Annotated in this window: 21 protein-coding genes and 2 tRNA genes; 20 read left to right on the top strand and 3 right to left on the bottom strand. The window is 58.3% G+C overall.

What is annotated here, in order from left to right:
• Positions 1–217: 217 nt before the first annotated feature.
• The 4 genes from carA (at position 218) to ATH90_RS24485 (ending at position 5,587) form a co-directional block, all read left to right on the top strand.
• Positions 218–1,354, top strand: a complete 1,137-nt coding sequence (gene carA / locus ATH90_RS24500) for a glutamine-hydrolyzing carbamoyl-phosphate synthase small subunit (RefSeq protein WP_025857106.1) — start codon at positions 218–220, stop codon at positions 1,352–1,354.
• A gap of 105 nt (positions 1,355–1,459) precedes the next feature.
• Positions 1,460–4,681, top strand: coding sequence for a carbamoyl-phosphate synthase large subunit (carB, locus tag ATH90_RS24495; RefSeq protein ID WP_010206612.1), 3,222 nt, complete (start codon positions 1,460–1,462; stop codon positions 4,679–4,681).
• Positions 4,678–5,154 (top strand): transcription elongation factor GreA, encoded by a 477-nt coding sequence (gene greA / locus ATH90_RS24490; protein WP_003235048.1) that lies wholly within the window; start codon positions 4,678–4,680, stop codon positions 5,152–5,154. The genes carB and greA overlap by 4 nt, the downstream gene beginning before the upstream one ends.
• Before the next feature lie 28 nt (positions 5,155–5,182).
• Positions 5,183–5,587: an MFS transporter gene (locus tag ATH90_RS24485; protein WP_069078288.1), complete on the top strand. Its 405-nt coding sequence runs from the start codon at positions 5,183–5,185 to the stop codon at positions 5,585–5,587.
• Positions 5,588–5,610: 23 nt separating this feature from the next.
• Here ATH90_RS24485 and ATH90_RS24480 read toward each other — a convergent pair whose 3' ends face one another.
• On the bottom strand, positions 5,611–5,919 hold the full coding sequence (locus tag ATH90_RS24480; RefSeq protein WP_010206607.1) for a YhbY family RNA-binding protein: 309 nt from the start codon (positions 5,917–5,919) through the stop codon (positions 5,611–5,613).
• A 106-nt stretch (positions 5,920–6,025) separates the two neighbouring features.
• Between ATH90_RS24480 and rlmE the strand changes: the two genes are divergently transcribed.
• The 16 genes from rlmE to ATH90_RS24400 all read left to right on the top strand — a co-directional run bounded on the left by rlmE (position 6,026) and on the right by ATH90_RS24400 (position 22,250).
• The gene (gene rlmE / locus ATH90_RS24475) at positions 6,026–6,676 is read left to right on the top strand and encodes a 23S rRNA (uridine(2552)-2'-O)-methyltransferase RlmE (RefSeq protein WP_010206606.1); all 651 of its coding nucleotides are present in this window, start codon (positions 6,026–6,028) and stop codon (positions 6,674–6,676) included.
• A gap of 200 nt (positions 6,677–6,876) precedes the next feature.
• Complete coding sequence (gene ftsH, locus ATH90_RS24470) at positions 6,877–8,787, top strand: ATP-dependent zinc metalloprotease FtsH (protein WP_032803717.1); 1,911 nt, start codon at positions 6,877–6,879, stop codon at positions 8,785–8,787.
• A gap of 8 nt (positions 8,788–8,795) precedes the next feature.
• Complete coding sequence (folP, locus tag ATH90_RS24465) at positions 8,796–9,647, top strand: dihydropteroate synthase (protein WP_069078287.1); 852 nt, start codon at positions 8,796–8,798, stop codon at positions 9,645–9,647.
• A 16-nt stretch (positions 9,648–9,663) separates the two neighbouring features.
• Positions 9,664–11,001 (top strand): phosphoglucosamine mutase, encoded by a 1,338-nt coding sequence (glmM, locus tag ATH90_RS24460; protein WP_034107070.1) that lies wholly within the window; start codon positions 9,664–9,666, stop codon positions 10,999–11,001.
• 66 nt (positions 11,002–11,067) lie between these two features.
• Positions 11,068–11,823, top strand: coding sequence for a triose-phosphate isomerase (gene tpiA, locus ATH90_RS24455; RefSeq protein ID WP_098467383.1), 756 nt, complete (start codon positions 11,068–11,070; stop codon positions 11,821–11,823).
• A gap of 4 nt (positions 11,824–11,827) precedes the next feature.
• Complete coding sequence (gene secG / locus ATH90_RS24450; RefSeq protein WP_010206600.1) at positions 11,828–12,211, top strand: preprotein translocase subunit SecG; 384 nt, start codon at positions 11,828–11,830, stop codon at positions 12,209–12,211.
• A 22-nt stretch (positions 12,212–12,233) separates the two neighbouring features.
• Positions 12,234–12,319, top strand: a tRNA-Leu gene (locus ATH90_RS24445).
• A gap of 96 nt (positions 12,320–12,415) precedes the next feature.
• Positions 12,416–12,492 (top strand) — tRNA-Met (locus tag ATH90_RS24440).
• A 140-nt stretch (positions 12,493–12,632) separates the two neighbouring features.
• Positions 12,633–13,091, top strand: coding sequence for a ribosome maturation factor RimP (gene rimP / locus ATH90_RS24435; protein WP_003235029.1), 459 nt, complete (start codon positions 12,633–12,635; stop codon positions 13,089–13,091).
• Positions 13,092–13,138: 47 nt separating this feature from the next.
• Positions 13,139–14,620 carry a transcription termination factor NusA gene (gene nusA / locus ATH90_RS24430; RefSeq protein WP_025857112.1) on the top strand — a complete coding sequence of 494 codons (1,482 nt, stop codon included), beginning with the start codon at positions 13,139–13,141 and terminating at the stop codon, positions 14,618–14,620.
• A 27-nt stretch (positions 14,621–14,647) separates the two neighbouring features.
• Positions 14,648–17,173, top strand: coding sequence for a translation initiation factor IF-2 (gene infB / locus ATH90_RS24425; RefSeq protein WP_025857113.1), 2,526 nt, complete (start codon positions 14,648–14,650; stop codon positions 17,171–17,173).
• Between the two features lie 159 nt (positions 17,174–17,332).
• Complete coding sequence (gene rbfA / locus ATH90_RS24420) at positions 17,333–17,728, top strand: 30S ribosome-binding factor RbfA (RefSeq protein WP_016973761.1); 396 nt, start codon at positions 17,333–17,335, stop codon at positions 17,726–17,728.
• A gap of 3 nt (positions 17,729–17,731) precedes the next feature.
• Complete coding sequence (gene truB, locus ATH90_RS24415; protein WP_010206595.1) at positions 17,732–18,649, top strand: tRNA pseudouridine(55) synthase TruB; 918 nt, start codon at positions 17,732–17,734, stop codon at positions 18,647–18,649.
• Between the two features lie 115 nt (positions 18,650–18,764).
• Positions 18,765–19,034 carry a 30S ribosomal protein S15 gene (rpsO, locus tag ATH90_RS24410; RefSeq protein WP_003177875.1) on the top strand — a complete coding sequence of 90 codons (270 nt, stop codon included), beginning with the start codon at positions 18,765–18,767 and terminating at the stop codon, positions 19,032–19,034.
• A gap of 194 nt (positions 19,035–19,228) precedes the next feature.
• A complete protein-coding gene (gene pnp / locus ATH90_RS24405; protein WP_017528788.1) occupies positions 19,229–21,334 on the top strand; it encodes a polyribonucleotide nucleotidyltransferase in 2,106 nt (701 codons plus the stop codon).
• Positions 21,335–21,629: 295 nt separating this feature from the next.
• Positions 21,630–22,250 carry a BON domain-containing protein gene (locus ATH90_RS24400; protein WP_098467382.1) on the top strand — a complete coding sequence of 207 codons (621 nt, stop codon included), beginning with the start codon at positions 21,630–21,632 and terminating at the stop codon, positions 22,248–22,250.
• A gap of 285 nt (positions 22,251–22,535) precedes the next feature.
• Here the strand turns inward: ATH90_RS24400 and ATH90_RS24395 are convergent, their stop codons facing one another.
• Both ATH90_RS24395 and ATH90_RS24390 read right to left on the bottom strand, forming a co-directional pair.
• Positions 22,536–25,454: a DUF748 domain-containing protein gene (locus ATH90_RS24395; protein ID WP_098467381.1), complete on the bottom strand. Its 2,919-nt coding sequence runs from the start codon at positions 25,452–25,454 to the stop codon at positions 22,536–22,538.
• Between the two features lie 88 nt (positions 25,455–25,542).
• On the bottom strand, positions 25,543–26,559 hold the full coding sequence (locus tag ATH90_RS24390) for a class I SAM-dependent rRNA methyltransferase (RefSeq protein WP_098467380.1): 1,017 nt from the start codon (positions 26,557–26,559) through the stop codon (positions 25,543–25,545).
• Between the last annotated feature and the right edge of the window lie 18 nt (positions 26,560–26,577).

Raw genomic sequence — 26,577 nt, 5'->3', positions numbered from 1 at the left:
TTTTTACCCGCTAAGCGACGTCCTGTCGCATTCCCCTGCCTTTTAGGCTCATTAGCGGTGGACCAAAAAAGCCTTTTTCTGTAAGCTACAGCTTTAGTGTGTCCACTAAAAGCGCGCAGAATAATTCAGTGAAGAAGCGGGGTGACGTGTCCATACGTCACTCCGCTTTTTTACAACCTGCGATCGCCCTTTCAGGCTTTATTTACGGGAGGTCTTCTTGACTAAGCCAGCCATACTCGCCCTTGCTGATGGCAGCATTTTTCGCGGCGAAGCCATTGGAGCCGACGGTCAAACCGTTGGAGAGGTGGTGTTTAACACTGCCATGACCGGCTATCAGGAAATCCTTACCGATCCTTCCTACGCCCAACAGATCGTCACCCTGACCTATCCGCACATCGGCAACACCGGCACTACACCGGAAGATGTCGAGTCTGATCGTGTCTGGTCGGCCGGCCTGGTGATTCGTGACCTGCCACTGGTTGCGAGCAACTGGCGTAATACGATGTCGCTGTCCGATTACCTGAAAGCCAACAACGTGGTGGCAATCGCGGGTATCGATACGCGCCGCCTGACACGCATCCTGCGTGAAAAAGGCTCGCAGAACGGCTGCATCATGGTCGGTGACAATATTTCCGAAGAGGCGGCGATTGCCGCAGCGCAAGGCTTCCCAGGCCTGAAAGGCATGGACCTGGCGAAAGTCGTCAGCGTCAAAGAGAAGTACGAGTGGCGCTCCACCGTCTGGGACTTGAAGACTGACAGCCATGCGACCATCGATGCTGCCGAGTTGCCTTACCACGTGGTCGCCTACGACTACGGCGTGAAGTACAACATCCTGCGCATGCTGGTCGAGCGCGGTTGCCGCGTGACCGTCGTGCCGGCGCAAACCCCGGCCAGCGACGTGCTCGCCCTGCAACCGGACGGTGTGTTCCTGTCCAACGGCCCGGGTGACCCTGAGCCTTGCGACTACGCCATCCAGGCGATCAAGGACGTGCTGGAAACCGAGATCCCGGTATTCGGTATCTGCCTCGGTCACCAACTGCTGGCCCTGGCCTCGGGCGCCAAGACCCTGAAAATGGGCCACGGCCACCACGGTGCCAACCACCCGGTACAAGACCTGGACACCGGCGTCGTGATGATCACCAGCCAGAACCACGGTTTTGCGGTAGATGAAGCCACCTTGCCGAGCAACGTGCGCGCCATCCACAAGTCGCTGTTCGACGGTTCCCTGCAGGGTATCGAGCGCACCGACAAGAGCGCGTTCAGCTTCCAGGGCCACCCTGAAGCCAGCCCGGGCCCGAACGACGTAGCGCCGCTGTTCGACCGTTTCATCAATGAGATGGCCAAGCGACGCTGACTGAGCGGCTTGCGGGCGGCCCCGAATTTCGGCGGCCCTCGCAGGCTTTTCAAAGATTGTTCAAGACGGCTTGCCGACTGACCTGCGGATTTGAGTGACAAACCCATGCCAAAACGTACAGACATAAAAAGCATCCTGATTCTCGGCGCTGGCCCGATCGTGATCGGCCAGGCCTGCGAATTCGACTACTCCGGCGCCCAGGCCTGTAAAGCCCTGCGCGAAGAGGGCTACCGCGTCATCCTGGTGAACTCCAACCCGGCCACCATCATGACCGACCCGGCCATGGCCGACGCCACCTACATCGAGCCGATCAAGTGGCAGACCGTTGCCAAGATCATCGAAAAAGAGCGTCCGGACGCGCTGCTGCCAACCATGGGCGGCCAAACCGCGTTGAACTGCGCCCTGGACCTGGAGCGCGAAGGCGTCCTGGAAAAGTTTGGCGTAGAGATGATCGGCGCCAATGCCGACACCATCGACAAGGCGGAAGACCGTTCGCGTTTCGACAAGGCCATGAAGTCCATCGGCCTGGCGTGCCCACGTTCCGGCATCGCCCACAGCATGGAAGAAGCCAATGCGGTCCTCGAGACCCTGGGCTTCCCGTGCATCATCCGTCCGTCCTTCACTATGGGCGGCACCGGTGGCGGTATCGCTTACAACCGTGAAGAGTTCGAAGAAATCTGCGCCCGTGGCCTGGACCTGTCGCCGACCAAAGAGCTGCTGATCGACGAATCCCTGATCGGCTGGAAAGAATATGAGATGGAGGTTGTCCGCGATAAGAAGGACAACTGCATCATCGTCTGCTCGATCGAAAACTTCGACCCGATGGGCGTGCACACCGGTGACTCGATCACCGTTGCGCCGGCACAGACCCTGACCGACAAGGAATACCAGATCCTGCGTAACGCCTCCCTGGCGGTGCTGCGCGAGATCGGCGTGGAAACCGGCGGTTCCAACGTTCAGTTCGGCATCTGCCCGAACACCGGCCGTATGGTCGTGATCGAGATGAACCCGCGCGTATCGCGTTCGTCGGCCCTGGCTTCGAAAGCCACTGGCTTCCCGATCGCCAAGGTCGCGGCCAAACTGGCGGTGGGCTACACCTTGGACGAGCTGTCGAACGACATTACCGGTGGCAAGACCCCGGCGTCCTTCGAACCGTCCATCGACTACGTTGTGACCAAGCTGCCACGGTTTGCCTTCGAGAAGTTCGCCAAGGCTGACGCGCGCCTGACCACCCAGATGAAATCTGTGGGTGAAGTCATGGCCATCGGTCGTACGTTCCAGGAATCCCTGCAGAAAGCCCTGCGCGGCCTGGAAGTGGGCGTTTGCGGCCTGGACGAAAAACTCGACCTGAGCAACCCGGAAAGCATGAGCGTGCTCAAGCGCGAGCTGACTGTGCCGGGCGCCGAGCGTATCTGGTACGTGGCTGACGCCTTCCGCGCCGGCATGACCGTCGAAGACATCTTCGGCATGAACATGATCGACCCGTGGTTCCTGGTACAGATCGAAGATCTGATCAAGGAAGAAGAGAAGGTCAAGACCCTGGGCCTGGCCAGCATCGACCGCGACATGATGTTCCGCCTCAAGCGCAAAGGCTTCTCCGACCAGCGTCTGGCCAAGCTGCTGGGCGTGACCGAGAAGAACCTGCGTACTCATCGCCACAAGCTGGAGATCTTCCCGGTCTACAAGCGCGTTGACACCTGCGCGGCCGAGTTCTCCACCGATACCGCGTACCTGTACTCCACCTACGAGGAAGAGTGCGAAGCCGCGCCGTCGGGTCGCGACAAGATCATGATCCTGGGCGGCGGTCCGAACCGTATCGGCCAGGGTATCGAGTTCGACTACTGCTGCGTCCATGCTGCTCTCGCGCTGCGCGAAGACGGCTACGAGACCATCATGGTCAACTGCAACCCGGAAACTGTTTCTACTGACTACGACACCTCCGATCGCCTGTACTTCGAGCCAGTGACCCTGGAAGACGTGCTGGAAATCGTGCGCGTCGAGAAGCCGAAGGGCGTGATCGTCCAGTACGGCGGCCAAACCCCGCTGAAACTGGCACGTGCCCTCGAAGCGGCCGGCGTGCCGATCATCGGTACCAGCCCGGACGCTATCGACCGTGCAGAAGATCGCGAGCGCTTCCAGCAAATGGTTGAGCGCCTGAACCTGCGTCAGCCGCCAAACGCCACCGTGCGCAGCGAAGATGAAGCCATCCGTGCAGCCAGCAAGATCGGCTACCCGCTGGTGGTGCGTCCGTCCTACGTACTGGGCGGCCGTGCGATGGAAATCGTCTACGAAGAAGAAGAACTCAAGCGTTACCTGCGTGATGCGGTGAAAGTGTCCAACGACAGCCCGGTGCTGCTGGACCACTTCCTCAACTGCGCCATTGAAATGGACGTGGACGCGGTGTGCGACGGTACAGACGTGGTGATCGGCGCGATCATGCAGCACATCGAACAGGCGGGCGTTCACTCCGGTGACTCCGCGTGCTCGCTGCCGCCGTACTCGCTGCCGGCACACATCCAGGACGAGATGCGCGAACAGGTCAAGAAAATGGCCCTGGAGCTGGGCGTGGTCGGCCTGATGAACGTACAGTTGGCGCTGCAAGGCGAGGACATCTACGTCATCGAAGTCAACCCGCGCGCTTCGCGTACCGTGCCATTTGTTTCCAAGTGTATCGGTGTGTCCCTGGCGATGATCGCTGCTCGCGTGATGGCCGGTAAGACCCTGAAGGAAATCGGCTTCACCAAGGAAATCATTCCTAACTTCTACAGCGTGAAAGAGGCGGTGTTCCCATTCGCCAAGTTCCCTGGTGTGGACCCGATCCTGGGCCCAGAGATGAAGTCCACCGGTGAAGTGATGGGTGTTGGCGATACCTTCGGTGAAGCCTTCGCCAAGGCCCAGATGGGTGCCAGCGAAGTGCTGCCGACCGGTGGTACTGCGTTCATCAGCGTGCGTGATGATGACAAGCCACTGGTTGCAGGCGTGGCCCGTGATCTGATCAACTTGGGCTTTGAAGTCGTGGCCACTGCCGGGACCGCCAAGCTGATCGAAGCTGCCGGCCTGAAAGTGCGTCGCGTGAACAAGGTGACGGAAGGCCGTCCGCACGTGGTCGACATGATCAAGAATGACGAAGTCACCTTGATCATCAACACGACCGAAGGTCGCCAGTCGATCGCGGACTCCTACTCCATTCGTCGTAACGCCTTGCAGCACAAGATCTACTGCACCACCACCATTGCTGCTGGCGAAGCTATCTGCGAAGCGCTCAAGTTCGGTCCGGAAAAGACCGTGCGTCGCTTGCAGGATCTACACGCAGGATTGAAGGCATGACCAAATACCCAATGACCGTCCAGGGCTTCAAGGCCCTGGAAGAGGAGCACGCCCATCTGACCAAGGTCGTACGTCCAAAGCTGAGCCAGGACATCGGTACGGCCCGCGAACTGGGTGACCTGAAGGAAAACGCCGAATACCACGCTGCTCGCGAGCAGCAAGGGATGGTCGAGGCGCGGATCCGTGATATCGAAGGCCGCCTGCAGAACTCGGTGGTTATCGACGTGACGACCATTCCGAAGACCGGCAAGGTGATTTTCGGCACTACCGTGGAAATCGCCAACGTCGAGACTGATGAAAGCGTGGTCTACCACATCGTTGGCGAAGATGAGGCTGACTTCAAACTCGGCAAGATCTCTGTCGGTTCGCCGCTTGCCCGCGCCTTGATTGCCAAGGAAGAAGGTGATGTGGTGGCTGTGAAGACGCCAGGCGGCGTGATCGAGTACGAGATCGTTGAAGTTCGCCACGTCTGAAAGGCGGCGCCCGCTCCGTGCGGGCGCCATGCTTTGGCAGCTCTCCCAGATGCTTTGGGTGGGTGGCCTGTGGTTGCTGCATATTGGTGTACTGCCGGCTCTGGGCCTGATTGGCCTGGCGCCGTTACTGATCGACGAGATCGATGGATTACTCAGTGCGTTGCTGGTGAGTTTTGCGGCGGCGTGCGTGACGCTCCAGGCGTTGGTGCTGGTCAAGGCCGAGGGTCTGGGGAGTTTGTGGCGGGATATTCGCGGGCAACTGCTGTTGATGGCGCTGTATGCATGCGCAATGTTTTGCGTGGTGCATGTCTGGTTGCCGGAAGCGTTGCGCTGGCAGCTATTCAGCTATCTTGTGCTAGGGTTCTCCGGCCTGGTGCTGGTTATACAGCCGGCGCCTGGGTGGAGTGGCGGGGCGCGCGAAGCACGCCCTTGACCCTTGTTGTCGTTTGACAACGATTACTTGAAGCGGTGTACGTTCGACAGTTGCTTGTTGACGCTGAAGTTCTTGCGATACAGCAGCGCCATCTTGCCGATGACCTGGACCAGGTCCGCTTTGCCCACCTTGCACAGCTCTGCAATGGCGGCCAGGCGCGCTTCGCGATCAAGGATGTTGACCTTGATCTTGATCAGTTCATGATCGTTCAGTGCACGTTCGAATTCGGCTAACACACCTTCAGTCAAACCGTTATCTGCCACAATCAGAACTGGTTTCAGATGGTGGCCAATGGATTTGTACTGTTTCTTCTGCTCTTGAGTGAGCGGCATAATCTGACCCCTGCGTCTGATCTTGTAAAAAGCGGCGGCCAGTTTACCCGAGCGAGTCCGGGACCGCCCAGTTAATCACGACCCGTTTTATTTTTCGAGGTGGCCCGTGGCCCGTTCCAAAACCAGCCTTAAGTGGCTACAAGAACATTTCAACGATCCTTACGTCAAAAAGGCGCAAAAGGACGGCTACCGTTCCCGGGCCAGCTACAAGCTGCTGGAGCTCCAGGACAAGGACAAATTGTTTCGCCCAGGCATGAGCGTGATCGACCTGGGCGCTGCCCCGGGTGGCTGGTCCCAGGTGGCCAGTCGTCTGATTGGTGGGCAAGGCCGCTTGATCGCTTCTGACATCCTGGAGATGGACAGCATCCCGGACGTGACCTTTGTGCACGGTGACTTTACCCAGGACGCTGTGCTGGCCGAGATCCTGGAAGCTGTAGGAAATTCGCAGGTGGACCTTGTGATTTCCGACATGGCCCCCAATATGAGTGGATTACCGGCTGTTGATATGCCGCGCGCCATGTTCCTGTGCGAGTTGGCACTGGATCTGGCGGGTCGGGTATTGCGTCCGGGGGGTGATTTCCTGGTCAAGGTCTTCCAGGGTGAAGGCTTCGACGAGTACCACAAGAACATCCGCAAGCTGTTCGACAAGGTTCAGATGCGTAAACCGGACTCTTCTCGTGACCGGTCTCGCGAGCAATACCTGTTGGCGCGGGGCTTCCGCGGCATCGAAGGCGCCGCCAGTGATGAGCGTCTTTAAAGGTTTGAAGGGAGTCGATAGGTTTTTTTATATCGCTTTCGTCACGAAGCTTTACGAATATTGTGTAGTCAAAGTTTCACAAAGGGTTACAGACGGCGCCTGCCAGTGTTGTAGGTAATGTAGTAAGTTAGGCCGGTGAATATCATGCGAAGCACGCGCCAGTAGCGGAGCTTGCTTCAGAGGGTAGTTAATTGAACGATATGGCAAAGAATCTGATCCTGTGGTTGATCATCGCGGCTGTCCTGGTGACGGTGATGAACAACTTCTCCAGCCCTAACGAGCCGCAGACCCTCAACTATTCCGACTTCATCCAGCAAGTTAAGGATGGCAAGGTCGAGCGCGTGGCGGTTGATGGCTACGTAATCACCGGCAAACGCAACGATGGCGACAGCTTCAAGACCATTCGTCCGGCAATTCAGGACAACGGTCTGATCGGCGACCTGGTGGATAACCACGTCGTTGTCGAAGGCAAGCAGCCTGAGCAGCAGAGCATCTGGACCCAGTTGCTGGTTGCCAGCTTCCCGATCCTGGTGATCATCGCCGTGTTCATGTTCTTCATGCGCCAGATGCAAGGCGGTGCGGGAGGCAAGGGCGGGCCGATGAGCTTCGGCAAGAGCAAGGCACGCCTGCTCTCCGAGGACCAGGTAAAAACCACCCTGGCTGACGTTGCCGGTTGCGACGAAGCCAAGGAAGAAGTGGGCGAGCTGGTCGAGTTCCTGCGCGACCCGGGCAAGTTCCAGCGCCTGGGTGGCCGCATTCCACGCGGCGTACTGATGGTCGGTCCTCCGGGTACCGGTAAGACCTTGCTGGCCAAGGCGATTGCCGGCGAAGCCAAGGTGCCTTTCTTCACCATTTCCGGTTCTGACTTCGTCGAGATGTTCGTCGGCGTCGGTGCCAGCCGTGTTCGCGATATGTTCGAACAGGCTAAAAAGCATGCGCCTTGCATCATCTTCATCGATGAAATTGACGCCGTTGGTCGCCATCGTGGTGCCGGCATGGGCGGTGGTCATGATGAGCGTGAGCAGACTCTCAACCAATTGCTGGTTGAGATGGACGGCTTTGAAATGAACGACGGGATCATCGTGATCGCTGCAACCAACCGTCCTGACGTCTTGGACCCTGCCTTGCTGCGTCCGGGCCGTTTCGACCGTCAGGTCGTGGTTGGCTTGCCAGATATTCGTGGTCGCGAGCAGATCCTCAAAGTACACATGCGCAAAGTCCCAATGGGTGACGACGTGGCTCCGGCCGTAATTGCGCGCGGCACCCCAGGCTTCTCCGGTGCCGACCTGGCCAACCTGGTCAACGAAGCTTCGTTGTTCGCTGCCCGTACCGGCAAGCGCATCGTGGAGATGAAAGAGTTCGAATTGGCCAAAGACAAGATCATGATGGGCGCCGAGCGCAAATCCATGGTCATGTCTGAAAAAGAGAAGCAGAACACTGCCTATCACGAAGCGGGTCACGCCATTGTCGGTCGCGTTGTGCCTGAGCACGACCCGGTCTACAAAGTGTCGATCATTCCTCGTGGTCGGGCACTGGGTGTCACGATGTTCCTGCCGGAAGAGGATCGCTACAGCCTCTCCAAGCGCGCACTGATCAGCCAGATCTGCTCGCTCTACGGTGGACGTATTGCTGAAGAGATGACACTGGGCTTCGACGGCGTGACGACCGGTGCTTCCAACGACATCATGCGTGCCAGCCAGATCGCACGGAACATGGTGACCAAGTGGGGCTTGTCGGAAAAACTCGGTCCGTTGATGTATGCCGAGGAAGAAGGCGAGGTGTTCCTGGGTCGTGGCGGTGGCGGTCAGAGCGCCAGCTTCTCCGGTGAGACGGCCAAGCTGATCGACTCCGAAGTGCGCAGCATCATTGACCAGTGCTACGGCACGGCCAAGCAGATCCTGACCGACAACCGCGACAAGCTGGATGCCATGGCGGATGCGCTGATGAAGTACGAGACCATTGATGCCGACCAGATCGACGACATCATGGCTGGTCGCACGCCGCGTGAACCTCGCGATTGGGAAGGTGGTTCGGGCACCTCTGGCACGCCGCCAGTGGTTCAGAACGAGCGCCCTGAAACCCCGATCGGCGGTCCTGCAGCTGACCACTAAGGTTTGAAATGACTTCTGCGTTGTCCTCTACCCGGTTGCCTTGCGGCAACCGGGTTCTTGATTTGGCCCATACACATGTCATGGGCATTCTTAATGTAACCCCCGATTCCTTTTCTGACGGCGGCCGCTTCAGCCAGCTGGATGCTGCATTGCGCCACGCTGAGGCAATGGTAGCTGCGGGGGCGACCCTGATTGACGTGGGGGGTGAGTCGACTCGGCCTGGCGCTCGCCTGGTTTCTCCCTTGGAGGAGCTGGAGAGGGTTGCACCGATAGTCGAGCGCATTGCGCGTGAGCTGGATGTGATCATCTCGGTCGACACCTCGACGCCTGCCGTGATGCGCGAAACGGCGCGTCTGGGCGCGGGGTTGATCAACGATGTGCGCTCCCTTCAGCGCGACGGTGCCCTGGATGCCGCTGCTGCTACCGGGTTGCCGGTGTGCCTGATGCACATGCTGGGGGAGCCCGGCAACATGCAAGACAGCCCTCACTACGACGATCTCGTTGGCGAAGTGAGTGGTTTTCTTGCCGATCGGATGGCTCAATGCGCTGCGGCGGGGATTGCCGAGCAAAAAATCATCCTCGATCCCGGCTTCGGCTTCGCCAAGACCCTGCAACACAATCTAAGCCTGTTCAAGCATATGGAATCCCTGCATGACCTTGGTCGACCTCTTCTGGTCGGTGTTTCACGCAAGAGCATGATAGGGCTTGCGCTGAATCGTCCGGTGGGTGAGCGGCTGTACGGTGGTCTTGCACTGGCAGCGCTTGCAATAAGCAAAGGCGCGCGTATTTTGCGTGTGCATGATGTCGCCGAGACGGTGGATGTGGTGCGCATGATTGCCGCGGTAGAATCAGCCGAATAAGAATGATGGAGCACTTATGACTAAAAAATACTTTGGCACCGACGGTATCCGTGGTCGGGTCGGCGAATTCCCGATTACTCCTGATTTCATGCTCAAGCTGGGTTGGGCGGCGGGTATGGCGTTCCGCAGCATGGGCGCCTGCCGCATCCTGGTGGGCAAGGACACCCGTATCTCCGGCTACATGTTTGAGTCGGCACTGGAAGCGGGGCTATCTGCGGCGGGCGCCGATGTCATGCTGCTGGGGCCTATGCCGACGCCGGCAATCGCTTACCTGACGCGTACCTTCCACGCCGAAGCCGGTATTGTGATCAGTGCCTCGCACAATCCTCATGATGACAACGGCATCAAATTCTTCTCGGGCCAGGGCACCAAGCTGCCGGACGAGATCGAGTTGATGATCGAAGAGCTGCTGGATGCGCCGATGACCGTGGTCGAATCCAGCAAGCTGGGCAAGGTATCGCGTATCAACGACGCCTCTGGCCGATACATTGAATTCTGCAAGAGCAGCGTGCCGAGCAGCACCAATTTTGCCGGCCTGAAGATTGTGGTCGATTGCGCCCATGGTGCGACCTACAAAGTGGCGCCAAGCGTATTCAAGGAATTGGGTGCGGACGTGACGGTGCTGTCGGCCCAACCTAACGGCCTGAACATCAATGACAACTGCGGCTCCACGCATATGGAGCAATTGCAGGCAGCCGTCCTCGCTGAGCATGCCGACCTGGGTATTGCCTTTGATGGTGACGGCGACCGTGTGCTGATGGTGGATCACACGGGTGCCATCGTTGATGGTGACGACCTCCTGTTCATCATTGCCCGCGACCTGCATGAGCGCAATAAGCTGCAAGGGGGTGTCGTCGGTACGCTGATGAGCAACCTGGGGCTTGAGTTGGCCTTGGCGGACCTGGGTATCCCGTTCGTGCGCGCGAACGTCGGTGACCGCTATGTGATTGCCGAGCTGCTCGAGCGTAACTGGCAGGTGGGTGGCGAGAACTCCGGGCACGTTGTCTGCTTCCAGCACACCACTACGGGCGATGCGATCATCGCTGCGCTGCAGGTGCTGCTGTCGTTGCGTCGTCGCGAAGAGAGTCTGGCCCAGGCGCGCCAGGCGCTGCGCAAGTGTCCGCAAGTGCTGCTCAATGTGCGTTTTGCCGGCGGTGAAAACCCGATCGAGCACCCGGCTGTCAAGGAAGCGTGCGAGCGCGTCACCGTGGCAATGGCGGGGCGTGGTCGAGTGCTGTTGCGCAAGTCTGGCACAGAGCCTCTGGTGCGCGTCATGGTCGAAGGTGATGACGAAACACAGGTTCGCGCCCATGCCGAGGACCTGGCAAAACTGGTAACTGAAGTTTGCGCCTGAATTCGGCTTGCCAGTGATGATGTGGTTGGGTAACATCTGCGCCCACTTTGACCGACGAGGTACAGCATGCGTCGCACTATGGTAGCTGGTAACTGGAAGATGCACGGTACCCGCGCCAGTGTCGCTGAGCTGATCAATGGCCTTCGTCACTTGGCCTTGCCTAGCGGTGTTGATGTAGCGGTTTTTCCGCCTTGCCTGCATATCAACCAAGTGGTTGATGGCTTGAAAGGCAAGTCGATCCAGGTCGGCGCGCAGAACTCTGCGGTGGAACCGATGCAAGGTGCGTTGACCGGTGAGATTTCGCCGAGTCAGCTGGTCGATGCGGGTTGTTCCTATGTGCTTGTCGGGCACTCCGAGCGCCGTCAGATGATGGGCGAGCGTGATGGAACACTCAATCGCAAGTTCGCAGCGGCACAGGCTTGTGGCTTGATTCCAGTGTTGTGCATAGGGGAGACCCTGGAGCAGCGCGAATCGGGCAAGACTCTTGAGGTTGTCTCGCGTCAGTTGGGCAGCATCATCGAGGAGCTGGGTGTTGGTGCGTTTGCCAACGCGGTCATTGCTTACGAGCCGGTCTGGGCCATTGGCACCGGGCTGACTGCTACACCGCAACAGGCGCAGGATGTGCATGCAGTCATTCGCGCGCAGTTGGCGGCAGAGAATTCTGAAGTCGCACAAGGTGTGCGTCTTCTATACGGCGGCAGCGTGAAGGCGGCCAATGCGGTCGAACTGTTCGGCATGCCGGATATCGATGGGGGGCTCATTGGTGGAGCTTCCCTGAATGCAGATGAGTTCGGTGCGATCTGTCGCGCCGCGGGAAACTGAAAAAATGCTGGAAACAGTCGTAGTCGTTTTTCATCTGTTGGCTGCCCTGGGCGTAGTTGCCCTGGTTTTGTTGCAACAGGGTAAAGGTGCGGATGCTGGTGCGTCTTTCGGTGCAGGTGCTTCAAATACTGTGTTCGGAAGCCAAGGTTCCTCTACCTTTCTTAGTAAGTTTACTGCTATACTTGCCGCCGGTTTCTTCATAACCAGCTTAGGGTTAGGTTACTTTGCTAAAGAGAAAGCTCATGTGCTGACTCAAGTAGGTCTCCCAAACCCAGCAGTGTTGGAAGTACCAAAAGCAAAACCGGCTTCTGATGATGTCCCGGTGCTTCAAGAGCAAAAGTCGGCTACTCCAGCGACTGACGTACCTCCAGCTCAAGAGCAGAAGTAAGAAGGGTTGTAAACGCTGTATTGCCGAGGTGGTGGAATTGGTAGACACGCAACCTTGAGGTGGTTGTGCCCATAGGGTGTAGGGGTTCGAGTCCCCTTCTCGGTACCAATTATCAGGAGAGCCCGCTGTTGCGGGCTTTCTTGTAGGTGGAAGGTTACATTGACCCTGTAAGGGATCGGTCGTATACTTCCGCCCCAGCTTTGTCGCGGGGTGGAGCAGTCTGGTAGCTCGTCGGGCTCATAACCCGAAGGTCGTCGGTTCAAATCCGGCCCCCGCAACCAGTTTTAGCGGAGCCCCTTTTAAGGGGCTTTTTGTTAGCTGGACACTTTCAACGCCGCTGTTCGACGGCGTTTCAAGGATGGGCGTTTCGCCCATTTTTTTATTTTGCACAGCATGCACATACATGCACGAGGGGGTTCAGGTGTCGAGCAAGCTAGAAGAGTTGCAGGCCTTGTTGGCCCCGGTGGTCGTGGCCCTAGGCTATGAATGCTGGGGTATTGAGTTTTCGGCTCAAGGTCGCCACTCAATGTTGCGCGTTTATATCGATAAAGAGGGCGGCGTGCTGGTGGACGATTGTGCCATTGTCAGCCGTCAAATCAGCGGTGTGCTGGATGTTGAAGATCCAATCTCCGTTGAATACACCCTCGAAGTTTCCTCGCCAGGCATGGAACGCCCACTGTTCACTATTGATCAGTTTGCAAAATTTGCCGGTGAACAAGTGAAGATCAAGCTGCGGTCTCCTTTTGAAGGGCGACGCAACTTTCAGGGCCTTCTGCGCGGTGTAGAAGAACAGGATGTCGTGGTGCAGGTAGAAGACCATGAATTCCTGTTGCCGATCGATATGATCGACAAGGCCAACATTATTCCCAGTTTTGACTGAGACGCGGATCCCGCGGATCCAATGGCTTGCGAAAGGCGAGGCGTACGATGAGCAAAGAAGTACTGCTGGTTGTTGAGTCGGTATCCAATGAAAAGGGCGTACCGGCAAACGTGATTTTTGAGGCGCTGGAGCTGGCTCTGGCCACTGCTACCAAAAAGCGTTTTGAAGACGAAGTTGATCTGCGTGTGGAAATTAACCGCCACACCGGTGCCTATGAGACTTTCCGTCGCTGGACGGTCGTCGAAGAAGCCGATCTTGATGATCCGGCCATCGAAACCTGGCCAAGCAAGGTTGCTGAAACGCATCCTGGCGCCAAGGTCGGTGATGTCGTCGAAGAAAAGATCGAATCGATCGAGTTCGGCCGTATTGCTGCACAGACTGCCAAGCAGGTCATTGTGCAGAAGGTTCGCGAAGCCGAGCGCGCTCAAGTCGTTGACGCCTATCGCGAACGCCTGGGTGAAATCATCTCTGGCACCGTGAAAAAAGTGACACGCGACAACGTGATCGTCGATTTGGGCAACAACGCTGAAGCGTTGCTGGCCCGTGAAGACATCATTTCTCGCGAAACCTTCCGTGTCGGCGTGCGCTTGCGTGCGCTGCTCAAGGAAATCCGCACCGAGAACCGCGGCCCGCAGCTGATCCTGTCGCGTACCGCGCCGGAAATGCTGATCGAGCTGTTCCGTATCGAAGTGCCGGAAATCGCCGAAGGCCTGATCGAAGTCATGGCTGCGTCCCGCGACCCGGGTTCGCGCGCCAAGATCGCGGTCCGTTCCAAGGACAAACGCATCGACCCGCAAGGCGCTTGCATCGGTATGCGCGGTTCGCGCGTCCAGGCAGTGTCGGGCGAATTGGGCGGTGAGCGTGTGGACATCGTGCTGTGGGACGATAACCCGGCGCAGTTCGTGATCAACGCCATGTCGCCGGCTGAAGTGGCGGCAATTATCGTTGACGAGGATGCCCATGCAATGGACATCGCCGTTGGCGCAGACAATCTGGCTCAGGCCATTGGTCGTGGTGGTCAGAACGTGCGTCTGGCCAGCCAACTGACCGGTTGGACCCTGAACGTGATGACCGAATCGGACATCCAGGCTAAGCAGCAAGCTGAAACCGGTGACATCCTGCGCAACTTTATCGAAGAGCTGGAAGTCGATGAAGACCTGGCGCAGGTGCTGGTAGATGAAGGCTTCACCAGCCTGGAAGAGATTGCCTACGTACCGTTGGAAGAAATGCTCAACATCGACGGCTTTGACGAAGACACCGTCAACGAGCTTCGCGCTCGGGCCAAGGATCGTTTGTTGACTAAAGCCATCGCTACTGAGGAAAAGCTGGCAGACGCCCATCCGGCCGAAGACCTGCTCTCGCTTGAGGGTATGGACAAGGATTTGGCGATGGAACTGGCGGTGCGCGGCGTAATTACCCGCGAAGACCTGGCCGAGCAGTCTATTGACGATCTGCTCGACATCGACGGCATTGACGATGATCGTGCCGGCAAGTTGATCATGGCCGCCCGAGCCCATTGGTTCGAGTAACTAGGCGCGGCCTGAGGAGAGAAGTGCATGACGCAAGTCACGGTGAAACAACTGGCCGATGAGGTCAAAACACCGGTAGAGCGCCTGTTGCAGCAGATGCGTGAGGCAGGTCTGCCGCACACCGCCGCCGACGAAGGTGTGAGCGACAGTGAGAAGCAGTCTTTGCTGACTCACTTGAAGAGCAGCCACAAGGCGAAAGTGGAAGAACCGCGCAAGATTACATTGCAGCGCAAAACCACCAGCACCCTGCGTGTTGCTGGTAGCAAGAGCATCAGCGTTGAAGTACGCAAGAAGAAAGTCTTCGTACAGCGCAGCCCGGAAGAAATCGAAGCCGAGCGCAAACGCGAACTGGAAGAACGTCGCGCAGTAGAAAATGCTGCTCGTCAGAAGGCTGAAGAAGAAGCCAAGCGTCGCGCCGAAGAAGAAGCGCGTCGCCAGCCTGCTGCTGCGCAACCTGCTGCCACTGAAGCGGTCGCCGCACCTAGCGCCCCAGTAGAAGCTGTGCGTGAGGCCGCTCCGGTTGCCGCTGCACCGGCACCTGCTGCTGACGCCCGTAAACGCGACGAACCTCGTCGTCCGGACAAGCCACGTGCTGACGATAACAATCGTCGCGGTGGTGGTGGCGATGGCGAGCGCAAAAACGCTCCACATCGTGCTTCGGTCAAAGAGAAAGCGCCTGCTCCACGCGTTGCTCCACGCACTACCGACGAAGAAAGCGATGGCTTCCGTCGTGGTGGTCGCGGCAAGGCCAAGCTGAAGAAACGCAACGCCCACGGTTTCCAGAGCCCAACCGGCCCTGTCGTGCGTGAAGTGAAGATCGGCGAGACCATCACTGTGGGCGATCTGGCCCAACAGATGTCGGTCAAGGCAGCTGAAATCATCAAGTTCATGTTCAAGCTGGGTACTCCGGCCACCATCAACCAGGTACTGGATCAGGAAACTGCCCAACTGGTTGCTGAAGAGCTGGGCCACAAAGTGACCCTGGTCAGCGACACCGCCCTGGAAGATTCCCTGGCCGAGTCCCTGAAGTTTGAAGGTGAGGCGGTTTCCCGTGCACCGGTCGTGACCGTAATGGGCCACGTTGACCACGGTAAAACGTCCCTGCTCGACTACATCCGTCGTGCCAAGGTTGCTGCGGGCGAAGCCGGCGGTATCACCCAGCACATCGGCGCTTACCACGTTGAAACCGACCGTGGCATGGTGACGTTCCTCGATACCCCTGGTCACGCCGCGTTTACCGCAATGCGTGCCCGTGGTGCCAAGGCGACCGACATCGTGATCCTGGTGGTTGCAGCGGACGACGGCGTGATGCCACAAACCATCGAAGCCGTTCAGCATGCCAAGGCAGCTGGCGTTCCGTTGGTTGTCGCTGTGAACAAAATCGACAAGCCGGGCGCCGATCTCGATCGCATCCGTAGCGAACTGTCGGTTCACGGCGTGACGTCCGAAGAGTGGGGTGGCGACACTCCATTCGTACCGGTCTCCGCGAAGATGGGTACCGGCGTTGACGAGCTGCTCGAAGCTGTTCTGTTGCAAGCCGAAGTTCTGGAACTCACCGCTACTCCATCGGCTCCAGGCCGTGGCGTTGTGGTTGAATCCCGTCTCGACAAGGGCCGTGGCCCGGTTGCGACCGTCCTGGTTCAAGACGGTACCCTGCGCCAAGGCGACATGGTGCTGGTCGGTTCGAACTACGGCCGTGTGCGTGCCATGCTCGACGAGAACGGCAAGCCAATCAAGGAAGCAGGTCCTGCTATCCCGGTCGAGATCCTCGGCCTGGACGGTACCCCGGACGCTGGTGACGAGATGAGCGTAGTTGCCGACGAGAAGAAAGCCCGTGAAGTGGCTCTGTTCCGTCAAGGCAAGTTCCGTGAGGTCAAGCTGGCCCGTGCTCACGCCGGCAAGCTGGAAAACATCTTCGAGAACATGGGCCAGGAAGAGAAGAAGACGCTTAACATCGTCCTCAAATCTGATGTACGTGGTTCCCTCGAAGCGTTGAACGGCGCCTTGAATGGCCTGGGTAACGACGAAGTGCAAGTGCGCGTTGTCGGTGGCGGTGTCGGTGGTATCACCGAATCCGACGCCAACCTGGCACTGGCTTCCAACGCTGTACTGTTCGGCTTCAACGTGCGTGCCGATGCTGGCGCTCGCAAGATCGTCGAGCAGGAAGGCTTGGACATGCGTTACTACAACGTCATCTACGACATCATCGAAGACGTCAAGAAAGCCCTCACCGGCATGCTTGGCAGCGACGTCCGGGAGAACATCCTGGGTATCGCCGAAGTACGTGACGTGTTCCGCTCGCCGAAATTCGGCGCGATCGCCGGCTGCATGGTTGTCGAAGGCACCGTGTACCGTAACCGTCCAATCCGTGTACTGCGTGAAGACATCGTTATCTTCGAAGGCGAGCTGGAATCCCTGCGCCGCTTCAAGGATGACGCTTCCGAAGTACGTGCCGGCATGGAATGCGGTATTGGCGTCAAGAGCTACAACGACGTCAAGGTGGGCGACAAGATCGAAGTCTTCGAGAAGGTTCAGGTTGCTCGCAGCCTCTAACTCGCGCACTTCCGGAGCCACGCGGCGTGTGGGCATGCAAATGCCCCTCGCTGCGTACGGACTCTAAACGCAACGCCCGGTCTGGCTTTTGTCAGGCCGGGCGTTTGCCGCTTTCAGACCCCACGGGTTTCACCGTGTGGCAGTAACAGGTAACAAGACATGGCAAAAGAATACAGCCGTACCCAGCGTATCGGCGATCAGATGCAGCGCGAGCTGGCCCAACTGATCCGTCGCGAAGTCAAAGACCCTCGCGTTGGCCTGGTCACCATCACCGCCGTAGAAGTGAGCCGTGACGTGGGTCACGCCAAGATCTTCATCACCGTGATGGGGCAGGACAGCAGCGAAGAGATCGCGCAAAGCATCAAGGTGCTCAACTCGGCTGCAGGTTTCCTGCGCATGCAGTTGGCCCGTGAAATGAAGCTGCGCAGTGTTCCTCAGTTGCACTTCCACTACGACGAAAGCGTCGTGCGTGGTGCGCACCTGTCGGCACTGATCGAGCGCGCCGTGGCTGAAGACAGCCAGCATCCGTCCACACCTGAAGACGCCAAGGAGTAAGCGGTGGCTCAGGTCAAACGTATCCGTCGCAATGTCAGCGGCATCATTCTGCTCGACAAGCCCATTGGCTTTACCTCCAATGCTGCGTTGCAGAAGGTCCGCTGGCTGCTCAACGCCGAAAAGGCCGGGCACACTGGCAGCCTCGATCCCTTGGCCACCGGTGTACTGCCGTTGTGCTTTGGCGAAGCCACCAAGTTTTCGCAGTACCTGCTCGATTCCGACAAGGGTTACGAAACCCTGATGCAACTGGGCAAGACCACCACCACGGCGGATGCCGAAGGTGATGTTTTGCAGGTTCGCGACGTGACCGTTGGTCGTGCTGATATCGAAGCCGTTTTACCCGGTTTTCGTGGGGAAATCAGTCAGATACCGCCGATGTACTCGGCGCTCAAGCGTGATGGACAGCCTCTTTACAAGCTGGCACGTGCGGGCGAAGTAGTGGAGCGCGAACCGCGTTCTGTTACTATTGCGCGCTTGGAATTGCTCGCCTGTGAAGGCGACACCGCCCGGTTGGCCGTGGACTGCAGCAAAGGCACCTATATCCGTACCCTGGTGGAAGATATCGGTGAAAAGCTTGGTTGCGGCGCGTACGTTGCAGAACTGCGACGCACCCAGGCAGGTCCTTTCAGCCTGGCCCAGACCGTCACGCTGGAAGAGTTGGAAGCCGTACACGCCGAAGGCGGCAACGAAGCGGTCGATCGTTTCCTGATGCCATCGGACAGCGGTTTGCTGGATTGGCCATTGCTGCACTTTTCGGAGCACAGCGCGTTCTACTGGCTCAACGGCCAGCCGGTACGTGCCCCGGATGCCCCGAAGTTCGGCATGGTGCGGGTACAGGATCATAACGGTCGCTTTATCGGTATCGGTGAAGTGAGCGAAGACGGGCGCATCGCGCCACGTCGACTGATTCGGTCAGAATGACCGAACGAGTGTGGCTGTTAACAGGCACGGTCAACACTCATTTTTAGATACAGGGATTTGTCCCTGGCCTGTTGAAACTGCCCTTTGGGTGGTTTCCTGAAAAAAGGATTGCCTCATGGCTCTCGACGTTCAAGAAAAAGCACAAATCGTTGCTGACTATCAGCAAGCTGTTGGTGACACTGGTTCGCCAGAAGTGCAAGTTGCACTGCTGACCCACAACATCAACAAGCTGCAAGGTCACTTCAAGGCCAACGGTAAAGATCACCACTCCCGTCGTGGTCTGATCCGCATGGTAAACCAGCGCCGTAAGCTGCTGGACTACCTGAAAGGCAAGGATCTGGGTCGTTATCAGACTCTGATCGGTCGCCTGGGTCTGCGTCGCTAATAAGCGATTGCGCTAGAGGTTGGTTGTCTGCCGTGTGTCAGTGGGATTCCTGCTGGCCCATGGCAGGCTCCCAGCCTCAAGTTTTATCTGGATACACGTTTTACCCTGGACTAGCGTCGGGCCGATTCCCGGCATTGCCCAAGAATTTCGCAAGAAGACAAGTTCCCCAAGAGCCACAAAGAAGGTAGGACACCGTGAACCCGGTTATCAAAAAATTCCAGTTCGGTCAGTCGACCGTTACCCTCGAGACAGGCCGTATCGCCCGTCAAGCCTCCGGCGCAGTGCTGGTTACCGTTGACGACGACGTTACCGTACTGGTGACCGTTGTTGGCGCCAAGACCGCTGACCCGAGCAAAGGCTTCTTCCCTCTTTCTGTTCACTACCAGGAAAAGACTTACGCTGCCGGTAAGATCCCTGGCGGTTTCTTCAAGCGCGAAGGCCGTCCTTCCGAGAAAGAAACCCTGACTTCCCGACTGATCGACCGTCCGATCCGTCCGCTGTTCCCAGAAGGCTTCATGAACGAAGTGCAGGTTGTCTGCACCGTCGTTTCCACCAGCAAGAAGACCGATCCGGACATCGCTGCGATGATCGGTACCTCGGCTGCCCTGGCCATCTCCGGTATTCCTTTCGATGGTCCGATCGGCGCTGCCCGCGTTGCCTTCCACGAAAGCACCGGCTACCTGCTCAACCCGACTTACGAGCAACTGAAAGCATCGAGCCTGGACATGGTCGTTGCCGGTACCTCGGAAGCCGTATTGATGGTTGAATCGGAAGCCAAAGAGCTGACCGAAGACCAGATGCTGGGTGCTGTGCTGTTCGCCCACGACGAATTCCAGGCGGTCATCAAGGCTGTCACCGAACTGGCCGCCGAAGCTGCCAAGCCAACCTGGACCTGGGCTGCTGCCCCGGAAGCCACCGAACTGCTGGGTGCTATCCGCTCCGAGTTCGGCGCTGCCATCTCCGATGCCTACACCATCACCGTCAAGGCCGACCGTTACGCTCGCCTGGGCGAGTTGAAGGACCAGGTCGTGGCCAAGCTGTCCGGTGAAGAAGGCCAGCCTTCTGCCAGCGACGTCAAAGCTGCATTCGGTGAAATCGAATACCGCACCGTTCGCGAAAACATCGTTAACGGCAAGCCACGTATCGACGGTCGTGACACCCGCACCGTACGTCCGCTGAACATCGAAGTCGGCGTGCTGCCGAAGACTCACGGTTCGGCCCTGTTCACCCGTGGTGAAACCCAGGCCCTGGTCGTTGCGACCCTGGGTACTGCACGTGACGCACAGCTGCTGGACACCCTGGAAGGCGAGAAAAAAGACCCCTTCATGCTGCACTACAACTTCCCTCCGTTCTCGGTGGGCGAGTGTGGTCGCATGGGCGGTGCTGGTCGTCGCGAAATCGGTCACGGCCGTCTGGCCCGTCGTTCGGTTCAGGCCATGCTGCCGGCTGCTGACGTGTTCCCTTACACCATTCGTGTTGTGTCGGAAATCACCGAGTCCAACGGTTCCAGCTCCATGGCTTCCGTTTGCGGTGCTTCCCTGGCGCTGATGGACGCTGGTGTGCCGATGAAGGCACCGGTTGCCGGTATCGCCATGGGCTTGGTTAAAGAAGGCGAGAAGTTCGCCATCCTGACCGACATCCTGGGCGACGAAGACCACCTGGGCGACATGGACTTCAAAGTAGCCGGTACCGCCAAAGGTGTGACCGCGCTGCAGATGGACATCAAGATCAAGGGCATCACCGAAGAAATCATGGAAATCGCCCTGGGCCAAGCCCTGGAAGCGCGCCTGAACATCCTCGGCCAGATGAACCAGATCATTGGTCAGTCCCGCACCGAGCTGTCGGAAAATGCTCCGACCATGATCGCGATGAAAATCGACACCGACAAAATCCGTGATGTCATCGGTAAAGGCGGCGCGACCATCCGTGCGATCTGTGAAGAGACCAAGGCGTCGATCGACATCGAAGACGACGGCTCGATCAAGATCTTCGGCGAAACCAAGGAAGCTGCAGAAGCCGCGCGTCAGCGCGTTCTGGGCATCACCGCAGAAGCCGAGATCGGCAAGATCTACGTCGGTAAGGTTGAGCGCATCGTCGACTTCGGCGCATTCGTCAACATCCTGCCGGGCAAAGACGGTCTGGTTCACATCTCCATGCTGAGCGACGCTCGCGTTGAGAAAGTGACTGACATTCTCAAAGAAGGCCAGGAAGTGGAAGTGCTGGTACTGGACGTGGACAACCGCGGTCGTATCAAGCTGTCCATCAAGGACGTAGCAGCAGCCAAGGCTTCGGGCGTTTAATCACGCTTAAAGCTCACGCTGAAAAAAGGACTCTTCGGAGTCCTTTTTTTATGCCTGCGGGAAAAGGCCGAATAATCAGACGCTTACCAGGCTCCAAAAGCCGCAACTTGCATGCAGGGATGGCTGGCTTCATGCAAGTTGCACGATTCCGAAAATCACGCTATTTCATAACGTGTTGTTTTATAAGGATTTATTCTGCGCTTCGGACTTGGCACACTGCCTGCAATAACCCTGTTAACGCTGCAGCATCAAGGTTCACACACTGCAGACTTTTAATAAAACAGGAGTTACTCGTATGAAGAAGTTCGCTCTCGCTACTGCTACCGCTCTGACCCTGGCCATGGGTGCTAATGTTGCTTTTGCTCAGACTTCCCAAGCCCCAATGACTTTGGCGGCCGGTGAAGTGACCAAGGCTAAAGAGTCCACCTCGGATACCTGGATCACCACCAAAGTGAAAGCTGACCTGCTGACCGAGAAAGGCATTCCGGGTTCGGACATCAAGGTTGAAACCAACAAAGGTGTGGTTTCCCTGTCGTCGACAGTTGCCATCTCTGACGCTCAGAAAGCTACTGCTGTAGCAATCACCAAGAAAATCAAAGGCGTAACCGCCGTTTCGGCTGACGGCCTGATGGCTGGCGGCGCGACCAAGGCTGACAACGTCGACAAAACCAAAGTCGCAGCAGCTGATGCCAAAGAGTCCACCTCGGACACCTGGATCACCACTAAAGTGAAAGCTGACCTGGTCACCGAGAAAGGTATCCCAGGCACCGACATCAAAGTCGAAACCAACAAAGGCGTAGTGTCCCTGTCTTCGACCGTAGCGGTCACTGAAGCCCAGAAAACTACCGCGGTGAATATCACCAAGAAAATCAAAGGCGTTAAAGCTGTATCGGCCGATGGCCTGAAAGCAGAGTAACGTTAGAGGATTTCGTCTGAACTAGGCGGCAAAGAGTGAGCTAGTTATCCACTCGAAGTACCCCACAGGTTCATGCGACCGGCCACAAGGATGTGGTCATTAAAGGCCCCGACATTCGTGTCGGGGCCTTTTCTATGTCGGGTCGAAACGAAGTCCTTGGCCCAACGACTAAAGGAGCTGGCTCTGGCTTGCCAGCGATGCAAACGCCTCAGTCATGGAGTTGACTCGGGGTGATGCTATCGCCGGCAAACCAGCGTGTGGATGGGGACAGGTGTCGCTCAGGGATTATTCGGCATCCAGGTGCATGGGCGTGACGACACGGCCGTCTTTTTCAGCCTGGCCCAGGTTGGCATCAATGAAGTACACCCGGTCGTCTTCCAGCTGGCCCTTGTCCACCAAGTAGTCCTTGATAGTGCTGGCGCGGTCCTGGCCCAGTTGGCGCAGCAACACATCGCTCGTGCTCCAGAACTTGATCACACCGTCCTTGAGCTTCGCAGTGCGCTCATCGCGGCTCAGGTCTTTCCATTCGGCTGGGGGTTGCTGTTTCAAGCGGGTGCGGTAGATACCTTCAAGCAGTGGCGCTTTTTCACTTTCTGGCACGACCAGCAAGGAGGCCTGGGCCGGCACCTTGTCACCACGACGTTGGAGCATTTTGTAGTAGTTGTACTGGTATTCGCGTTCCAGACGCTGCTCGGCGAGGAGCGGCCCATCGCTGCTGGCAGCGGCGGTGCCTTCGATTTCCAGGCGCAGGGTGGGGCGTTCTTTCAACGCCTTGGCCAGCGTGTTCAAGGCGCCCTCGGCGTCTTTGTTCAACTCGCTGGAACCTGCGGCGAACGACACATTCCCAAGGTCTTCCGAGCCGCCGCCGGCCACTAACCCACCAATGAACCTGAAGGGCGCTGTCGCTGCGCGCACTACCAGGTTACGCAGGGTCTGCCACACAATCGGCATCACGCTGAATTGCGGGTTATTCAGGTCGCCGGTCACCGGCAGTTCGATGGAGATCTTGCCATCGCTGTCCTTGAGCAGCGCGATCGCCAGGCGAATCGGCAAGTCCACGGCATCGGCGCTGTCGACTTTCTCACCCAGTTGCAATTGCTCGACCACCACCTTGTTCTCGGCCTTCAACTGGCCCTTGGTGATCACGTAATGCAAATCGAGGTTGAGGCGGCCCTTACGAATACGGAACCCGGCGAACTTGCCGGAATAGGGCGTCAGCGTGGTCAGCTCCACGCGTTTGAAACTGGTGGCGATGTCCAGCGCTGCCATTGGATCAAACGGGTTCACGCTGCCCTTGATCGTGACCGGCGCGTAGCGGTCCACCTTGCCCTTGATGTCGACGCTGGCCGGTTTGGCCTGGCGGCTGTCGATGGTGCCGATCTGCCCGTTGAGCTGTTGAATCGCCGTGGCGAAGTTGGGCGTGAGGCTGAAGTCGGCAAAGTTGGCCGAACCGTCGTTGATCGCAATCTGCCCGATACGAATGCCCAGTGGCTTGTCCTTGCTGGCGGGCTTGGGACTTTTGTCGGCCGGTTGCGCGATCAACAGGTCATCAACGTTGGTGGTACGGTCATCGTTGATCATGAAGCGTGCGTATGGCTGTAGCAGGTTGACCTTGTCGATCGACAGGCTATCGCCGTGCTGGTAGTTCACGCCTTCGAGCACCAGGCGCTGCCATTTGAGGAAGTCGCGGGTCTTGAGGGTGTCCAGCGTGTGCAATTGGTCGACCTGCGCGCGGCCTGTGACCTGCAACTTCAGGGGGGTGGTGCTTTTCAGGTTTACATCGAGATTGCTGCCGAGCATGCCGCTGCGCAGTTCAAGGCGGATGAAGGGGCTGATATAGGACTGGGCAACCCGAAGGTCGATATCCTGGGTGTTCACTTTGAGCTTGGCGCTGACCGGGTTGAGGTTGACCTCGCCGGTCGCCTGGATTTTGCCTTGCTTGCCTACGCCTGAGTCGACTTTCAGGGTAAACGGGCTCTGGTTGAGGCTATCGAAGTTCTGCACATCGACATTCAGCGGGCCCACTTCCAACGCGACCGCGGGCTTGGCCTGGCGGTCAGCCAGGTGTACCTGATAGTTGCGCAGTTGCACGTCCTTGAGCAGTACTTGCCAAGGCTTGCTGGGTGCGACGGGCTCGGGTTTTGGCGAGTCGGCGGTCGCCGGTGCCGTTGCGGGCTCCGGCGCCTTGGCCGGTTTGCTCGGTTGGCTGGCGAACAGTTTTTGCCAGTCCAGTTGCCCGTCGGCTTCAAGGGCCGCCCAGGTTTCCAGTTTGTTGCTGCGGATCTTGCCGACCACCACTTGCTGCTTGGCCAGGTCCACCGTGGTTTCGCTGACGTCCAGGCGCTCCAGGCGCACCAGTGGGCGACCGTCGGGTGCCTTGATGGCAAATGGCGCAATGCTGGCGGTGGTGTTGGTCAGATTCAGTTCGGTCTCTTTGGCCAGGCTGAACTTGTACTCGGTGCTGAAGTTGAGCACGCCGTCTTCAAGCACCAGTGGCAGCGCGTCACGCACATAGGGCCACCAGGCTTTCATCTTGCCATCGGTGACCTTCAGCGTGCCTTCGGAAATGATCGGCACCAGGCTGAAATTGCCTTTCCAGTCGATTTGCCCACCTTCAGGTCCGGCCGCCACGAGGGTCATGTCGGCATTGTCTTCAGGCAAGGTGCTGAGGTTTTTCAGCTCGAAGTCGAGGGTGTCGTAGAGGAATTCGATAGGTTCGCTGGGGCGTAGGTCCTGAAAGTGTACATAGCCGCCCGCCAGCTTGATGCTGTCGATACGCAATGGGAAAGGCTTGGCATCCGGATCCGCCGGGGTTGGCTCGCTGGGGGGCAGCTTGAACAACTGCGCCAGGTTCAACTGGCCGGACTTGTCGAACAACAACTCAGTCTTGGGCTTGTCCAGTTGCACATCGGCGAGGTGCAGGGCGCGGGTCCAGAGACTGTCGATCTGCAGGTTGGCGTAGAGGCGCTCGAAACCTACCTGCTCCTTGCCGGGCTCACCGATTTTCAGTCCCCATGCCGTCACTTCCAGGCTGAACGGGTTGAGCTCAATCCGCTCGATCCGCGCGGGCACCGTGGCGTAATGGGCCAGTTGCTGGTTGGCAATGCGAAGCGCGATACCGGGAAGGATCAAAAAGCCCAGCAAGCTGTACAGGGCAAGGGCGGTCAACAAGGCGCCAGCGGCGCGAATCAATCCTTTGGGCATGGGGTGACGCCATCTATGTCAAACAGGAGTGCCTTGGAGTATGGCACGGGTTTTCGGTTCCGAAGAGCGGGGCCCTTTGAGAAACCTCTTACAACTGAAGTATCAGGGTTTTCAGCGGGGGCTGTTGATCCTGCGAGGGAAAGTCCGCGCCTGGCGTCATGATTGTCCAGTCACGCACAGGGCGGCCGGCTTTTTCCGCGCAACGCAGGACCTGTTCGCGCCAGTCATCCATGCTGACTTTCGCCAGGTTGTTGCAGCAGATCAGCACGCCATTGTCGGCAGTGGCCAGCAGCGCAGGCTTGAGCAGGCTTTGGTAGTCGCGCAGCAGGTCGACGGTGCCGAATGCACTCTTGGCCCAGGCCGGTGGATCCAGCAATACCAGGTCGTATTGACGCGCTTCCAGGCGTGGATAACTTGGCAGCTTTTGCCCACGCCGCTGGGTGATCGGCAGGCCCGCCAGTTGGCGAATGGCCGGGAAATAGTCGGACTGCACGAATTCCATGGTCGGCAACTGCGGGTTCAGCAGGCCGTTCTCGCGCCCGACCGCCAGGTTGCCCTCGGCGAAGTCCAGGTTGCACACCTCGCGGGCCCCCCCGGCGGCCGCGCTCAGGCCAACGCCGCAGGTGTAGGCGAACAGGTTCAGCACGCTTTTGCCGGTACTGTGCGCCCTGACCCAGCCCCGCGTGTTGCGCAGATCCAGGAACAGCAGGGGATCTTGCCCGGCATGGCGTCCGCGCACGCGGTAATTGAGGCCCCACTCGTGGCCAACCAGGTCTTCCAGTGCTGCGGGTTCGGCGCGATACACCGTGTCTTCACGGTCGATGCGCGAATTGCCACGGGAGCGGTCGTTGTACACCAGCAACAATTCAAGTCCCATGGACTGGTTGACCTGTTGATGCAAGGCCAGCAGGTCTTCGGTTTCCAGGGATTGATGGAAGCTCTGCACCAGCAGTTGCGGGCCGTAGCGGTCGATGGTCAGGCCGCCCGCGCCTTCCTGGCTGCCATGGAACAGCCGGTAGCAGTCGGTGCCCTGGGCGTGCAGTTCGCTGAGCAGGTCTTGGCGATGATCGAGGGCGGCGCGCAGCGCCTGATTCAAGGAAGACATGGAGCGCGCCTTGCTGGG

Source organism: Pseudomonas lurida (assembly GCF_002563895.1).
Classification (GTDB): domain Bacteria; phylum Pseudomonadota; class Gammaproteobacteria; order Pseudomonadales; family Pseudomonadaceae; genus Aquipseudomonas; species Aquipseudomonas lurida.
The sequence above is the reverse complement of the archived record's forward strand: the minus strand, read 5'-3'. Positions and strand labels throughout refer to the sequence as shown.

Bases quoted from the DNA above. Each gene is read 5' to 3' on its own strand.
- rbfA (WP_016973761.1), top strand. From the start codon at position 17,333: ATGGCAAAAGAATACAGCCGTACCCAGCGTATCGGCGATCAGATGCAG.
- greA (WP_003235048.1), top strand. From the start codon at position 4,678: ATGACCAAATACCCAATGACCGTCCAGGGCTTCAAGGCCCTGGAAGAG.
- infB (WP_025857113.1), top strand. From the start codon at position 14,648: ATGACGCAAGTCACGGTGAAACAACTGGCCGATGAGGTCAAAACACCG.
- nusA (WP_025857112.1), top strand. From the start codon at position 13,139: ATGAGCAAAGAAGTACTGCTGGTTGTTGAGTCGGTATCCAATGAAAAG.
- glmM (WP_034107070.1), top strand. From the start codon at position 9,664: ATGACTAAAAAATACTTTGGCACCGACGGTATCCGTGGTCGGGTCGGC.
- ATH90_RS24485 (WP_069078288.1), top strand. From the start codon at position 5,183: ATGCTTTGGCAGCTCTCCCAGATGCTTTGGGTGGGTGGCCTGTGGTTG.
- ATH90_RS24395 (WP_098467381.1), bottom strand. From the start codon at position 25,454: ATGCCCAAAGGATTGATTCGCGCCGCTGGCGCCTTGTTGACCGCCCTT.
- secG (WP_010206600.1), top strand. From the start codon at position 11,828: ATGCTGGAAACAGTCGTAGTCGTTTTTCATCTGTTGGCTGCCCTGGGC.
- folP (WP_069078287.1), top strand. From the start codon at position 8,796: ATGACTTCTGCGTTGTCCTCTACCCGGTTGCCTTGCGGCAACCGGGTT.
- ATH90_RS24480 (WP_010206607.1), bottom strand. From the start codon at position 5,919: ATGCCGCTCACTCAAGAGCAGAAGAAACAGTACAAATCCATTGGCCAC.
- ftsH (WP_032803717.1), top strand. From the start codon at position 6,877: ATGGCAAAGAATCTGATCCTGTGGTTGATCATCGCGGCTGTCCTGGTG.
- ATH90_RS24400 (WP_098467382.1), top strand. From the start codon at position 21,630: ATGAAGAAGTTCGCTCTCGCTACTGCTACCGCTCTGACCCTGGCCATG.
- tpiA (WP_098467383.1), top strand. From the start codon at position 11,068: ATGCGTCGCACTATGGTAGCTGGTAACTGGAAGATGCACGGTACCCGC.
- carB (WP_010206612.1), top strand. From the start codon at position 1,460: ATGCCAAAACGTACAGACATAAAAAGCATCCTGATTCTCGGCGCTGGC.
- rpsO (WP_003177875.1), top strand. From the start codon at position 18,765: ATGGCTCTCGACGTTCAAGAAAAAGCACAAATCGTTGCTGACTATCAG.
- ATH90_RS24390 (WP_098467380.1), bottom strand. From the start codon at position 26,559: ATGTCTTCCTTGAATCAGGCGCTGCGCGCCGCCCTCGATCATCGCCAA.